The following is a 12,795-nucleotide window of genomic DNA, read 5'->3' as shown; positions in this document are numbered from 1 at the left end:
CCGCGGGTTTCCGTTTCGAAATAAGCGAACGCTTATTCGGCGTTGTTGCGGTTCTTCAGAGCCGCGCCGAGGATGTCGCCGAGCGATGCGCCCGAGTCGGACGAACCGAACTGTGCGACGGCTTCCTTCTCTTCGGCGATTTCCAGCGCCTTGATCGAAAGCTGGATCTTGCGATCCTTCTTCGAGAAGTTCAGGACGCGCGCGTCGACGGTCTGGCCGACCGAGAAACGCTCCGGACGCTGTTCGTCACGGTCACGCGAGAGATCGCCACGGCGGATGAACGACGTGATGTCCTCGTGGTTGACGAGACGCACTTCGATGCCGCCATCGTTGATCGCGATGACTTCAGCCGAAACGACGGCGTTCTTGCGCAGGTCACCCGAGGCGGCAGCTTCGCCGACCGAATCACGGCCGAGCTGCTTGATGCCGAGCGAGATGCGCTCCTTGTCGACGTCCACATCCAGAACGACTGCCTTGACGACGTCGCCCTTGTTGAACTCCTCGATGACCTGCTCGCCCGGACGGTTCCAGTCGAGGTCGGACAGGTGCACCATGCCGTCCACGTCGCCGTCGAGGCCGATGAACAGGCCGAATTCGGTCTTGTTCTTGACTTCGCCTTCGACTTCCGTGCCGGCCGGGTGGCTGTGCGCAAAAGCCTGCCACGGGTTTTCAAGCGTCTGCTTGAGGCCGAGCGAGATGCGGCGCTTCGTCGGGTCGACTTCGAGAACGACCACGTCGACTTCCTGGCTGGTGGACAGGATCTTGCCGGGGTGAACGTTCTTCTTCGTCCAGGACATTTCGGAGATGTGGATCAGGCCTTCGATGCCCGGCTCCAGCTCGACGAACGCACCGTAGTCGGTGATGTTCGTGACCGTACCGGAGATCTTCTTGCCGGTCGGGTACTTGGTGCCGATGCCATCCCACGGATCCGACTCGAGCTGCTTCATGCCGAGCGAGATGCGGTGGGTTTCCTGGTTGATGCGGATGATCTGGACCTTGACCTGCTGGCCGATGGACAGGATCTCCGACGGATGGTTGACGCGGCGCCAGGCCATGTCGGTGACGTGCAGCAGGCCGTCGATGCCGCCGAGGTCGACGAACGCACCGTAATCGGTGATGTTCTTGACGACGCCGTCGACAACCTGGCCTTCTTCGAGGTTCTGGACGATCTCGGAACGCTGCTCGGCGCGCGACTCTTCGAGAACCGTGCGGCGCGAAACGACGATGTTGCCGCGGCGCTTGTCCATCTTGAGGATTTCGAAGGGCTGCGGGTTGTGCATGAGCGGCGTGACGTCGCGGATCGGACGGATGTCGACCTGCGAACGCGGCAGGAAGGCGACGGCGCCGTCGAGATCGACGGTGAAGCCACCCTTGACCTGGTTGAAGATGACGCCTTCGACGCGCTCGCCGGCTTCGAACTTGACTTCGAGCTTGGCCCAGCTCTCTTCGCGGCGAGCCTTTTCGCGCGAAAGAACAGCTTCGCCAAGCGCGTTTTCGATGCGCTCGACATAGACTTCGACTTCGTCGCCGACCTTCAGCGTGCCGTCCTTCGACTTCGCGCCGAATTCCTTCAGCGGGACGCGGCCTTCAACCTTGAGGCCGACGTCGACGATGGCGACGTCCTTTTCGATCGCGGTAACGATGCCCTTGGCGACATAGCCTTCGGCGAGATCGTTAGCGGCGAAGGATTCCTGCAGAAGGGCTGCGAAATCTTCGCGCGTGGGGTTTGCTTGAGACATTGAAACTCCTGGTGTGCCTATGGGCACGGGCGCCGGGGGTTAGCGTTGGTGAGGAACGAGGCTGTGTCCGCTACCCTTGGGCAGCAAATCCGGCGCGGGGACAGGCCTTGTTCTATGCTGGCGCAATTCCGGAAGGAAAAGCTAGTGCTTCAATGCGGCGTCGATGATCGACTTGGCCGCCGAAAACGCCGCCTCTATACCCATTTCCGAGGTATCAAGCAAGTGCGCATCGTCGGCCGGTTTCAGCGGGCTGTCCGCCCGGCCCATGTCGCGCTCGTCGCGCCGGCGGATGTCGTCGAGGATCGTCTCGAAATCGGCCACCCCGCCATTGCCGACGATTTCGTCGTAACGCCGCCTGGCGCGCACCTCCGGCGAGGCCGTCACATAGAGCTTTACCGCCGCATCGGGGCAGACGACCGTGCCGATATCGCGCCCGTCGAGCACCGTGCCCGGCTCGCGCGCCGCAAAGCCGCGCTGCGCCTCGACCAGCGCGCGCCGGACGGTCGGCATGACGGCGATCTTCGAGGCCGCCTCGCCGATGTCATGGGCGGACAGCACCGCGCGGTCGAGCCCGCCGAGATCGAGCGTGCGCGCCACCTCGGCCGCGACGGCCTCGTCATCGAGCGGCAGGCCACGGTCGATGAGCGCCTTCGCCGTCGCCCGGTAGGTCAGGCCCGTATCGAGATGATGAAAGCCATAATCCTCCGCAATGCGGCGCGACAGCGTTCCCTTGCCCGCAGCCGCGGGACCATCGATGGCGATCGTCTTCATTGCGCACCCGTGCGTCACAAACTTTTCACGAAAGGTGTTAGCGGAAGATGCGCAACGATGCCAAGAGGCAGGTCGCGTTCATCGCCGCCATCGGCGATGCGCGCAGGCAGCGCGCAATCACCCTTCGATGCATCGCTTTCCTCGGAAAGCCCGGTCAAACGTCAATCGTTGAGTTCGATCTTCGCGCCCAATCCGGCCATCAAATCCATGAACTCCGGAAAGCTCGTGGCGATCATCGTCGCATCATCCACGGTGACCGGGTTTTCCGAGACGAGGCCCATGACGAGGAAGCTCATGGCGATGCGGTGGTCGAGATGGGTGGCGACGGCGGCGCCAGAAGCATTGCCGAGGCCCTTGCCGTCCGGGCGGCCGCGCACGACGAGCGAGGCTTCGCCTTCGTCGCAATCGACGCCGTTGAGCTTCAGGCCGACCGCGACGGCCGAGAGGCGGTCGCTTTCCTTGACGCGCAACTCCTCAAGACCGTTCATGACGGTCGTGCCTTCCGCGAAGGCCGCCGCGACGGCGAGAACCGGATATTCGTCGATCATCGACGGCGCGCGGTCTTCCGGCACCGTTACGCCCTTCAGTGCCGAGGAGCGCACGCGAAGATCCGCCACGTCCTCGCCGCCGGCAAGGCGCGGGTTCAGCACTTCGATATTGGCGCCCATTTCCTGCAGCGTCAGGATGAGGCCGGTGCGGGTGGGGTTCATCAGCACGTTGAGGATGGTGACATCCGAATCCGGCACGAGCAGCGCCGCGACCAGCGGGAAGGCCGTCGAGGACGGATCGCCCGGCACGTCGATGACCTGGCCGGTGAGTTTTCCCTGGCCTTCCAGGCGGATCGTGCGCACGCCGTCCGCATCCGTTTCCACGGAGAGATTGGCGCCGAAACCCTGCAGCATCTTTTCGGTATGGTCACGTGTCATGACCGGCTCGATGACGGTGGTGATGCCGGGCGTGTTGAGGCCGGCGAGCAGCACGGCGGACTTCACCTGCGCAGAGGCCATCGGCACGCGGTAGGTGATCGGCGTCGGCGTCTTCGGCCCACGCAGCGTGACCGGCAGGCGGTCGCCATCGGCGGACGTCACCTGCACGCCCATTTCGCGCAAGGGGTTGAGGACGCGGCCCATCGGGCGCTTGGTGAGCGAGGCGTCGCCGACGAATGTCGAATCGAAATCATAGACGCCAACGAGGCCCATGGTGAGGCGGCAGCCGGTGCCGGCATTGCCGAAATCGAGCGGGGCTTCCGGCGCGAGCAGCGCGCCATTGCCGAGGCCGTTGATGATCCAGGTGTCGCCGTCCTTACGAATCTTCGCGCCCATGGCCTGCATGGCCTTGCCCGTATTGATCACGTCCTCGCCTTCAAGGAGGCCCGTGATGCGCGTCTCGCCGCTGGCAAGACCGCCGAACATGAAGGAGCGGTGGGAAATCGACTTGTCGCCGGGGATGCGGACGGTTCCGGACAGGCCGGAGGATTTGCGGGCGGTTGCGGGCCGTGCACTGGCGCCATGCGACATGGTCGTCTTCCTTATATACATCCACGGCTCCCCGGAGAGGATCGCCCGGGGAGAACGCGGGCTTGCTATCACAAACGATTTAAAGCGTCATCATCCCGTCGAAAAACATTCGTCACGATGCCTCAACCGAACCGGCCCGAAGTTAGGCTTTGACAGGATTGTCCAAGACGATTAAGGGGACCGGCTAATCATTTTACCGTTCAACGCGCCGGAAACCCCGGCCCCGCCGGAAACATACGGCACAGAGAAGGCTTTGACTGTGGCAAAAGCGGAACTCGGAACCAAACGCATCGATCCGGAAACCGGCAGGAAATTCTACGACCTGAACCGCGACCCCATCGTTTCCCCCTACACGGGCAAGTCCTATCCGCTCTCCTTCTTCGAGGAAACGTCGGCGGCTGCGATCCTCGAAAAGGATGAGGACGAGGACGTCAACGAAGTCGATACCGAGAACACGGAAGTCGAACTCGTTTCGCTCGAGGATGCCGACGAGGATGCAGCGGGCGGCGACGACCTGCCGGACCTCGGCGACGACGACGTGGAGATCGACGGTGACGAGGACGACACGTTCCTGGAACAGGACGAAGACGACGACGATGACGACATGAGCGACCTCATCGGCGTGACCGGCGACGAAGACGAAGCATAAGAGATTGATTTTCCGGCCGGTTTCAAAAAAATCGGCCGGATTTCATTTTTCGGCTTGCCATCTCCGAAACCCGGAAGTAATAAGCCGCCACACCGAACGGCAACGCCGCTTCGGTTCCCGGAAACCGGCTCTGCCGGACCCTTATGGGGCTATAGCTCAGCTGGGAGAGCGCTTGCATGGCATGCAAGAGGTCAGCGGTTCGATCCCGCTTAGCTCCACCAAACTTCTCCCGATAATACAGCAGTTTACCAATCAGCATCTTTCGTTGATTTCCGCTTTAAGACTTCGGGGTATCCCGAGGACGGAAATCGACTCGCCTTTTCACAATGTTGCGTCCATTGCGTGATTATCGCATATTTGCTATATATAGCCTTCACGCGATGGACGGTTGAAACCCTCGACATTGTCGATTCAGAAATCGAGGCACTGCCGCCCGGACTTCAGTCCCGGCTTATCCGTCTCATGGAAGCGGTCGAGAACGTTGGGCTTGAGCAGTTGCGGGAACCGCACGTCAAGCATCTGGAAGGCAAGCTTTGGGAACTGCGCGCCAAGGCTTTCGAAGGTATCGCACGCGGCATTTACGTGACTGTCACCGGACGGCGCGTGGTCATCCTGCATGTCTTCGTGAAGAAGTCGCAGAAGACACCGAAAGCCGCCCTTGAGATTGCGAGAGCGCGAATGAAAGAGGTGAAGCCATGACGAAGATTGCAGACCTCAAGAAGAAGCTGATGGACAACCCGGAATTCCGGCAGGAATACGAGAAGGCCGACGCGGAATTCCGGCTTATCGAAACCCTCGTCCACGCCAGGACGAAGGCCAAGCTTTCCCAGGCCGAACTCGCAAAGCGCATCGGCACGACGCAATCGGCCATCGCTCGATTGGAAGGGGGCGGCGTTTCCCCTTCCCTCTCTACCTTGCGCCGATATGCCGAGGCCACTGGAGCCAGGCTCGAAATCAATCTGGTGACGCCCTGAGCGGGAGCGGCCGCATCCATAATCCGCCGCTCTACGGCTGCTCGCGCATGCCCGGCGTTGCTTCGCGCTGGTCGGCGTCCTCCAGGTCGGTCTTCACGATGAAGGCGTCGCTGTGCTGGCGGGCGGCTTCGCGCATGGCGGCGAGGTTCGGCACATCGTCGCCCTCGATCTCGCCGTCGCCCTGGTCGATCTCCCGTTCGGCCTGATACCAGTGGTCATCCGGCTTGCCGTCGGGCTGGCCTTCCTGCAGCCAGAGTTCGTGGGCGCGCTTGCGGATCTTCTCTTCGCGATCGTCGGTCATGGACAGGCTCCCTTCCGTTTCTGCGATAACGGCAGAGGGGAGGAGATGTTCCGACACCCTGCCCTCGCCCTGGCGCCATTATGTCCCCGCTTGCGTCGTTCAGGAAGCGCGAATAAGCATGTCCTGTCGCGCGTCTCTGGCATGACGCACGCCTTGTCGGGGGACAAATCATGAGCTTCACGGAAACGACGACCACGTCCTGGTTCTCCAGGCTGAAGGGGGCGCTGATCAAGATCGTGGTCGGCTTCATCCTGCTCATCGCCTGCATCTGGCTTCTCTTCTGGAACGAAGGCCGGTCGGTGAAGACCTACCGGGCGCTCGTCGAGGGCGCGGGCCTCGTCGTCTCCGTCGACAACGGCAGCGTGGATCCGGTAAACGAGGGCAAGCTGGTGCACATTTCCGGGCCGGTGAAGCCGGTCGGCGTGCCGGAGGACGACGTGCTCGGCGTTTCGGCCGAAGGCGCGGCGGGGCTCGAGCGCATCGTGGAAATGTACCAGTGGGTGGAGACATCGAAGTCGGAGACGCGCAAGCAGCTCGGCGGCAGCGAGGAGACGGTCACCACCTATTCCTATCACAAGGAATGGAAGCGCAACGCGGTCAGCTCCAGCGGTTTCCGGCAGGCGGGCCATGACAATCCGCAAAAGCCGATCGACGATGCGAGTTTCCCGGTCAAGTCCGCGACGATCGGCGCGTTCAGCGTGGATGGCCGCGCCGTCGCGCGCCTCGGCGACGAACGGCCCGTGCCGCTTACCGCGCTCGACGCCAACCGGATGGGCGAGGCCGTGACGCTCGGCAAGCCCGTCTCGACGATCGCCGGCCAGGCGGTCTTCTCGTTCAATCCCGAAGATCCGCAGGTCGGCGACATCCGCATCCGCTTCGAACGCTCCGACATTGCCGAGGCGAGTTTCGTCGGTGCCCAGCGCGGCAGCGGCCTGACGCCCTACAGGACGACGAACGGGCGCGATCTCTTCCTGAGCCAAGCCGGTCTCGTCGATGCAGCCGCCATGTTCGATGCGGCGCAGAGCGAGAACACGATCATCACCTGGCTGGTGCGGGTCGGCGGGCTCGTCGGCATCTTCGTCGGCTTCGCCTTCATCCTGTCGATCCTCGGCGTCATCGCCGACGTCGTGCCCTTCGTCGGCTCCATCGTGCGCTTCGGCACGACGGCGGTCGCACTCATCCTCACCCTGCTGATCGGACCCGCGGTCATCGCCATCGCGTGGATCGCCTATCGCCCGCTGGTCGCCATCGCGGTTCTCGCGGTCGGTGTTGCTCTGGCGGCGGGCATCCTCTATCTGCGGCGGGGCAAGGCCGCGGCGACGCCGGCCCTCGGGCGCGCCTGAAGCCGACGACAACAGGATGAGCGGATAAAGTTTGACCTATTACGCCTCGAAAATTTTCTGGCTGGCGGCGCAACCGCTCTCGCTCGCCCTTCTGCTGCTGCTGCTCGGCCTCCTGGCCGGGCTTTTCAAATGGTACCGCCTTCGCTCCGCGGCGAGCGGGCTTGCGGCTCTCGTGCTCTTCGTGACGCTGTTCACCACGACAGGCCCCGTCCTCCTGCAGGTGCTGGAGGATCGCATCCCGCGGGCGGAGCTGCCCGCCGGCGGACCGGGCTGCATCATCATGCTCGGCGGCGGCGTGGAGGCGGAGGTGATCGCAGCACGCGGTGGCTTCGAAATGAACCAGGCGGGCGACCGCTTCATCGAGACGCTGCGGCTGGCGCGGGACTTTCCGGCGGCGCGCATCCTCATTTCCGGCGGCGACGGCTCGCTGAGCGGCAACTATGAGGGTGATGCGGCGGTTGCGACACGCTTCTTCGAAGCCTTCGGCGTGCCGGCCGACCGGCTGATCCGCGAGACGGAATCCCGCACGACCTTCGAGAACGTCGCGAACACGAAGGACCTGCTCGCCGCGAACGGGCTGGACCGCTGCCTGCTGGTGACCTCGGCCTTCCACATGCCGCGCTCGGTCGGCCTCTTCAGCAAACTTGGCCTCGACGTCCTGCCCTGGCCGACGGATTTCCGCACGACGGGCCGCACCGGCCTCGCGCTCGACTTCACCCAGCCCTCGACCAACAGCCAGCTAACGACGACGGCGCTCAGGGAATGGACAGGGCTGCTGCTCTACTACGTCGCGGGCCGCACCCACGCGCTCTTCCCGCAATAGGCCTACTTCTTCGAGATCGTGTCGAACTGCGCACCGCGCACGCGAATGGTCATGATGCAATATTCGGGATCGTCCCGCCCGCAGCTTACGGCATTGGCCTTCAGCTCCAGCACCATGTTGCCGTAGCGCTTCTTCATCTCGTAGCCGTAGAGATCGGCATTGGCGGCGAGGAAATAGCCGCCTTCCGCGACCTGGATGTAGAATTCATGGGGGCAGCCGACATTGCCGCACAGGCCACCCGGCACGCCATCGCAGTTGACCGCGCCGAGATTGAAGATCGCATCGACGATGCCGTCATTGTTGAAATCGACATTGTCGGCAAAATCCTCGCCATAGACAGGCGTCTTGCAGCGCGTGGCGACGGTCGCCTCGACGGCCGCCCTGGCATCCGGCACGATCTCCGCCGCGCGGACCGGCAGGGCGGTCGAAACGAGCACGGCGGCAAGAAGGGCGAGCGTTCTGATGCGGATGGCCATCTGTCAAACCTTTCCATGGCGGGCGATTCGGTCAATATGCAGACGGGCCAGCGCTGCGCCTGATTCTGCCCGGGCGTACGGGCGCGCACTCTAGCGCGGGAAAGCTGTCGCGAGGCTTGGGCGGCGAAGGAGGAATGCGTGTCGATCCTGGAACTGCTCGATTACACGGGCGTCGCCGTCTTTGCCGCCACCGGTGCGCTCTCGGCCTCGCGCAAGCAGCTCGACATCATCGGCTTTCTCTTCCTCGCCGCCGCGACCGGCATCGGCGGCGGCACGTTCCGCGACGTCATCCTCGGCGCGACGCCGGTCTTCTGGGTGGTCAACCCGACCTATCTCATCGTCTGCGTGGCGGTGGCGCTGCTCGTCTTCATGCTGGCGCACCGGATCGAGTCGCGCTACCGCCTGCTGCTCTGGCTCGATGCGATGGGTGTCTCGGCCTATTGCGTGATGGGCGCGGCCAAAGGACTAGCCGCCACCGGCTCGCCGACGGTGGCGATCACGACCGGCGTCCTCACCGCGAGCTTCGGCGGCATCCTGCGCGATCTCCTGGCGGGCGAGCCCTCCGTGCTGCTGCGGCCGGAAGTCTATATCACCGCGGCGCTCATCGGCGCGGCCGGTTTCACGGCGGCGAGCGTGGTGGGCGCGCCGCTCTGGGCCGCCTCGGCCATCGGCATCGGCGCAGCCTTCATCGTGCGCGGCGGGGCGTTGCGATTCGGCTGGTGCTTTCCCGTCTACAAGCCGCGGCCGGGTCGGCATCCCGACGACGTGATGTGAAGCCGAGGAGCAACCGTCCTTCAGTTCAGGCCGGCATGAGCCGAAGGGTGGCTGGTCCTAGCCCTTCTTCGGGCGCAGGCGGATGATCACGTCGACGTGTGCGATCTCCATGCCCTCGGGCGGCTCCGGCAGGTTGCCGATGGCGATGTTGCTGACGGGAATGTCGAGAATGTGGTTCTCGCCCTCGACGAAGAAGTGGTGGTGGTCCGATACGTTGGTGTCGAAATAGGTCTTCGAGCTTTCGACCGCCAGGACGCGGATGAGGCCGGCTTCGGTGAACTGATGCAGCGTGTTGTAGACGGTCGCCAGCGAGACCGGGACGCCGGCGGTGACGGCTTCCTCGTGCAGCTCCTCCACCGTCAGGTGGCGATCGCCCTTTGCGAAGAGCAGGTCGCCGAGTGCCACGCGCTGGCGCGTCGGGCGCAGGCCGCAATGGCGCAGGCGCTCTTCAATGGGCATCTCGTGTGCATGCGTCATGGGCGACGGATCCGCTTGTCTGGCCTTGAACAACAATCTTGAACTTTCGATATAACTTTACGAGCGTCGGGATTCAATAGGATTGCGGCGGCCTGAAGGCGCCCAACATGCGGAAAAACCGGGGCCTTTGCTCCTGTCACGGCAATTTGCACTGGCTGTCACCGCTGGCATCATGTATGCGGACTGCTGAATGAACGTCCCGCTCGAAGAAGGCGGGGCGACAAAAAGGAGAAGACCCGGGTGCTTCAATTCGCACCACACCTTCTCTAAATCTAACGCAGACCAAGCGTTGTTCAGACCGGGGATGAGACATTCGATGACGACCAGGCAATCCAGCTACAACTACGAGGAAATCCTGCGCTGCGGCCGCGGCGAGCTGTTCGGCCCCGGCAATGCCCAGCTTCCTCTGCCGCCCATGCTGATGGTCCACCGCATCACCGACATCTCCGAGACCGGCGGCGCCTTCGACAAGGGCTATATCCGCGCCGAATACGACGTGAAGCCCGACGACTGGTATTTCCCCTGCCACTTCCAGGGCAACCCGATCATGCCGGGCTGCCTCGGCCTCGACGGCATGTGGCAGCTCACCGGCTTCTTCCTCGGCTGGCTGGGCGAACCCGGCCGCGGCATGGCGCTTTCGACCGGTGAAGTGAAGTTCAAGGGCATGGTCCGCCCGCACACGAAGCTCCTCGAATACGGCATCGACTTCAAGCGCGTCATGCGCGGCCGCCTGGTGCTCGGCACGGCGGACGGCTGGCTGAAGGCCGATGGCGAGACCATCTACCAGGCGACCGACCTGCGCGTCGGCCTGTCGAAGGACAAGGAAGCTTAAGGCGGCGCGAGCCACCGGAAGCCAGAAGGCGGCGGTCAGCCGCCTTCACAACGAGACGTTCTAGAAAAGGTCAGAAACATGAGACGGGTAGTTGTCACGGGTCTGGGGATCGTATCCTCCATCGGGAACAATGCGGACGAGGTGACGGCGTCGCTGCGCGACGCGCGCTCGGGCATCAGCTTCTCGCAGGATTTCGCCGACCACGGCTTCAAGTGCCAGGTCTGGGGCGCGCCGAGCATCGACACGAGCGAGCTCGTCGATCGCCGCGCCGCCCGCTTCCTTTCGCAGGGCGGCTCCTGGAACCACGTCGCCATGAAACAGGCGATCGCCGATTCCGGCCTGGAGGAGGCAGACTACGCCGCCAACGAGCGCACCGGCATCATCATGGGTTCGGGCGGCCCTTCCACCCGCACGCTGATCGAAGCGGCCGAGATCACGCTCAAGAACAATTCGCCGAAGCGCATCGGCCCCTTCGCCGTGCCGAAGGCCATGTCCTCGACGGCGTCGGCAACGCTTGCCACCTGGTTCAAAATCCACGGCGTCAACTATTCGATCTCGTCGGCCTGCTCGACCTCGGCGCACTGCATCGGCAATGCTGCCGAAATGATCCAGTGGGGCAAGCAGGACATCATGTTCGCCGGTGGCCACGAGGACCTCGACTGGACCATGTCGAACCTCTTCGATGCCATGGGCGCCATGTCCTCAAAGTACAACGACACGCCCGCGACGGCCTCGCGCGCCTATGACGTCAGCCGCGACGGCTTCGTCATCGCCGGCGGCGCCGGTGTCCTGGTTCTCGAGGAGCTGGAGCACGCCAAGGCACGCGGCGCGAAGATCTACGCCGAAATCGTCGGCTACGGCGCGACCTCGGACGGCTACGACATGGTGGCCCCGTCGGGCGAAGGCGCGGTGCGCTGCATGCGCCAGGCGCTCTCCACCGTGAAGGGCGACGTCGACTACATCAACACGCACGGCACCTCGACGCCCGTCGGCGACAGCAAGGAGATCGGCGCGATCCGCGAAGTCTTCGGCGACAAGATCCCGCACATCCAGTCGACCAAGTCGCTGACCGGCCACTCGCTGGGCGCGGCCGGCGTGCAGGAATCGATCTACGGCCTCCTGATGATGCAGGCCGGCTTCATCGGCGAAAGCGCGCACATCACCGAGCTCGACCCGGAATTCGACGGCGTGCCGATCGTGCGCAAGCGCATCGACAATGCCAAGATCGACACGGTTCTCTCCAACTCCTTCGGCTTCGGCGGCACGAACGCCACGCTGGTCTTCCAGCGCCACAACGGATGACGTCAATGACGGGGATCATGAACGGCAAGCGCGGCCTCATCATGGGGGTCGCGAACAACCATTCCATCGCGTGGGGGATCGCGCAGAAACTGGCCGGTGCGGGCGCGGAGCTCGCCTTCACCTACCAGGGCGAGGCGCTCGGTAAGCGCGTCAAGCCGCTCGCCGCCGAACTCGGCTCGGATTTCGTCATTCCCTGCGACGTCGAGGACATCGCCTCGGTCGATGCGACGATCGAGGCGATCAAGGAGAAGTGGGGCAAGCTCGATTTCGTCGTGCATGCCATCGGTTTTTCCGACAAGAACGAACTGAAGGGCCTCTACGCGGACACCTCGCGCGACAATTTCTCGCGCACCATGGTGATCTCCTGCTTCTCCTTCACGGAGATCGCCAAGCGCGCGGCCGATCTCATGACCGACGGCGGCGCGATGCTGACGCTGACCTATGGCGGCTCCACGCGCATCATGCCGAACTACAATGTCATGGGCGTTGCCAAGGCGGCGCTGGAAGCGTCCGTGCGCTACCTTGCCGGCGACTACGGTCCGCGCGGCATCCGCGTCAACGCGATCTCGGCCGGCCCGATCCGCACGCTCGCCGGCGCCGGCATTTCGGATGCGCGCGCCATGCTGTCCTGGCAGCAGAAGAACGCGCCGCTCCGCCGCACCGTCACCATCGAGGATGTCGGCAATTCGGCGCTGTACCTGCTCTCGGACCTGTCAAACGGCGTCACCGGTGAAATCCACTATGTGGATTCCGGCTACAACATCACCTCCATGCCGACCCTGGAGCGTCTGGCGAAGGCCGACAGCGAATAAACAGG

The 12,795-nt window shown here is 63.7% G+C and carries 16 protein-coding genes and 1 tRNA gene; 10 read left to right on the top strand and 7 right to left on the bottom strand.

Annotated features, from left to right (window positions below; all coding sequences use genetic code 11):
* Positions 1–32: 32 nt before the first annotated feature.
* The 4 genes from rpsA to aroA form a co-directional block, all read right to left on the bottom strand.
* Positions 33–1,739 carry a 30S ribosomal protein S1 gene (rpsA, locus tag EV665_RS23660; RefSeq protein WP_064328837.1) on the bottom strand — a complete coding sequence of 569 codons (1,707 nt, stop codon included), beginning with the start codon at positions 1,737–1,739 and terminating at the stop codon, positions 33–35.
* 141 nt (positions 1,740–1,880) lie between these two features.
* Positions 1,881–2,510, bottom strand: coding sequence for a (d)CMP kinase (cmk, locus tag EV665_RS23655; protein ID WP_133035954.1), 630 nt, complete (start codon positions 2,508–2,510; stop codon positions 1,881–1,883).
* A 14-nt stretch (positions 2,511–2,524) separates the two neighbouring features.
* Entirely contained in the window at positions 2,525–2,668 is a 144-nt protein-coding gene (locus EV665_RS32435) for a hypothetical protein (protein WP_162853145.1), read from the bottom strand.
* Between the two features lie 3 nt (positions 2,669–2,671).
* Positions 2,672–4,027, bottom strand: a complete 1,356-nt coding sequence (gene aroA, locus EV665_RS23650) for a 3-phosphoshikimate 1-carboxyvinyltransferase (protein WP_133035983.1) — start codon at positions 4,025–4,027, stop codon at positions 2,672–2,674.
* Positions 4,028–4,286: 259 nt separating this feature from the next.
* On the opposite strand from aroA, the gene EV665_RS23645 reads away from it, so the two are divergent.
* The 4 genes from EV665_RS23645 (at position 4,287) to EV665_RS23630 (ending at position 5,650) form a co-directional block, all read left to right on the top strand.
* Entirely contained in the window at positions 4,287–4,676 is a 390-nt protein-coding gene (locus EV665_RS23645) for a TIGR02300 family protein (RefSeq protein ID WP_064328834.1), read from the top strand.
* Positions 4,677–4,821: 145 nt separating this feature from the next.
* Positions 4,822–4,897 (top strand) — tRNA-Ala (locus EV665_RS23640).
* A 121-nt stretch (positions 4,898–5,018) separates the two neighbouring features.
* On the top strand, positions 5,019–5,375 hold the full coding sequence (locus tag EV665_RS23635) for a type II toxin-antitoxin system RelE/ParE family toxin (protein WP_342636230.1): 357 nt from the start codon (positions 5,019–5,021) through the stop codon (positions 5,373–5,375).
* Positions 5,372–5,650, top strand: a complete 279-nt coding sequence (locus tag EV665_RS23630) for a helix-turn-helix domain-containing protein (protein WP_064328833.1) — start codon at positions 5,372–5,374, stop codon at positions 5,648–5,650. The genes EV665_RS23635 and EV665_RS23630 overlap by 4 nt, the downstream gene beginning before the upstream one ends.
* A gap of 31 nt (positions 5,651–5,681) precedes the next feature.
* On the opposite strand, the gene EV665_RS23625 is transcribed toward EV665_RS23630, so the two are convergent.
* Complete coding sequence (locus EV665_RS23625; RefSeq protein ID WP_133035953.1) at positions 5,682–5,951, bottom strand: DUF2934 domain-containing protein; 270 nt, start codon at positions 5,949–5,951, stop codon at positions 5,682–5,684.
* 170 nt (positions 5,952–6,121) lie between these two features.
* Here EV665_RS23625 and EV665_RS23620 point away from each other — a divergent pair, with 170 nt between their 5' ends.
* Positions 6,122–7,294: a TMEM43 family protein gene (locus tag EV665_RS23620; protein WP_133035952.1), complete on the top strand. Its 1,173-nt coding sequence runs from the start codon at positions 6,122–6,124 to the stop codon at positions 7,292–7,294.
* A gap of 31 nt (positions 7,295–7,325) precedes the next feature.
* A complete protein-coding gene (locus tag EV665_RS23615) occupies positions 7,326–8,117 on the top strand; it encodes a YdcF family protein (RefSeq protein WP_133035951.1) in 792 nt (263 codons plus the stop codon).
* Positions 8,118–8,119: 2 nt separating this feature from the next.
* Here the strand turns inward: EV665_RS23615 and EV665_RS23610 are convergent, their stop codons facing one another.
* On the bottom strand, positions 8,120–8,593 hold the full coding sequence (locus tag EV665_RS23610; RefSeq protein ID WP_133035950.1) for a hypothetical protein: 474 nt from the start codon (positions 8,591–8,593) through the stop codon (positions 8,120–8,122).
* Between the two features lie 138 nt (positions 8,594–8,731).
* On the opposite strand from EV665_RS23610, the gene EV665_RS23605 reads away from it, so the two are divergent.
* Positions 8,732–9,367, top strand: coding sequence for a trimeric intracellular cation channel family protein (locus EV665_RS23605; protein ID WP_133035949.1), 636 nt, complete (start codon positions 8,732–8,734; stop codon positions 9,365–9,367).
* Between the two features lie 57 nt (positions 9,368–9,424).
* On the opposite strand, the gene irrA is transcribed toward EV665_RS23605, so the two are convergent.
* Positions 9,425–9,844, bottom strand: coding sequence for an iron response transcriptional regulator IrrA (gene irrA, locus EV665_RS23600; protein ID WP_133035948.1), 420 nt, complete (start codon positions 9,842–9,844; stop codon positions 9,425–9,427).
* Between the two features lie 316 nt (positions 9,845–10,160).
* Here irrA and fabA point away from each other — a divergent pair, with 316 nt between their 5' ends.
* From fabA to fabI, 3 genes are all read left to right on the top strand, one after another.
* The gene (gene fabA / locus EV665_RS23595; RefSeq protein ID WP_064328827.1) at positions 10,161–10,676 is read left to right on the top strand and encodes a 3-hydroxyacyl-[acyl-carrier-protein] dehydratase FabA; all 516 of its coding nucleotides are present in this window, start codon (positions 10,161–10,163) and stop codon (positions 10,674–10,676) included.
* Between the two features lie 78 nt (positions 10,677–10,754).
* A complete protein-coding gene (fabB, locus tag EV665_RS23590) occupies positions 10,755–11,978 on the top strand; it encodes a beta-ketoacyl-ACP synthase I (RefSeq protein ID WP_064328826.1) in 1,224 nt (407 codons plus the stop codon).
* Between the two features lie 5 nt (positions 11,979–11,983).
* Positions 11,984–12,790 carry an enoyl-ACP reductase FabI gene (fabI, locus tag EV665_RS23585; RefSeq protein ID WP_133035947.1) on the top strand — a complete coding sequence of 269 codons (807 nt, stop codon included), beginning with the start codon at positions 11,984–11,986 and terminating at the stop codon, positions 12,788–12,790.
* Positions 12,791–12,795 lie beyond the last annotated feature (5 nt).

Source organism: Shinella granuli (genome assembly GCF_004341885.1).
GTDB lineage: Bacteria > Pseudomonadota > Alphaproteobacteria > Rhizobiales > Rhizobiaceae > Shinella > Shinella granuli.
Note: the sequence above shows the minus strand (reverse complement) of the source record. Positions and strands in the feature narration are given on the sequence as shown.

What these genes read in the sequence shown, in the direction of transcription:
- EV665_RS23620 (WP_133035952.1), top strand. Translation starts at nt 6,122, where the DNA reads ATGAGCTTCACGGAAACGACGACCACGTCCTGGTTCTCCAGGCTGAAG.
- EV665_RS23630 (WP_064328833.1), top strand. Translation starts at nt 5,372, where the DNA reads ATGACGAAGATTGCAGACCTCAAGAAGAAGCTGATGGACAACCCGGAA.
- fabI (WP_133035947.1), top strand. Translation starts at nt 11,984, where the DNA reads ATGACGGGGATCATGAACGGCAAGCGCGGCCTCATCATGGGGGTCGCG.
- cmk (WP_133035954.1), bottom strand. Translation starts at nt 2,510, where the DNA reads ATGAAGACGATCGCCATCGATGGTCCCGCGGCTGCGGGCAAGGGAACG.
- EV665_RS23610 (WP_133035950.1), bottom strand. Translation starts at nt 8,593, where the DNA reads ATGGCCATCCGCATCAGAACGCTCGCCCTTCTTGCCGCCGTGCTCGTT.
- rpsA (WP_064328837.1), bottom strand. Translation starts at nt 1,739, where the DNA reads ATGTCTCAAGCAAACCCCACGCGCGAAGATTTCGCAGCCCTTCTGCAG.
- irrA (WP_133035948.1), bottom strand. Translation starts at nt 9,844, where the DNA reads ATGACGCATGCACACGAGATGCCCATTGAAGAGCGCCTGCGCCATTGC.
- EV665_RS23625 (WP_133035953.1), bottom strand. Translation starts at nt 5,951, where the DNA reads ATGACCGACGATCGCGAAGAGAAGATCCGCAAGCGCGCCCACGAACTC.
- fabB (WP_064328826.1), top strand. Translation starts at nt 10,755, where the DNA reads ATGAGACGGGTAGTTGTCACGGGTCTGGGGATCGTATCCTCCATCGGG.
- aroA (WP_133035983.1), bottom strand. Translation starts at nt 4,027, where the DNA reads ATGTCGCATGGCGCCAGTGCACGGCCCGCAACCGCCCGCAAATCCTCC.
- fabA (WP_064328827.1), top strand. Translation starts at nt 10,161, where the DNA reads ATGACGACCAGGCAATCCAGCTACAACTACGAGGAAATCCTGCGCTGC.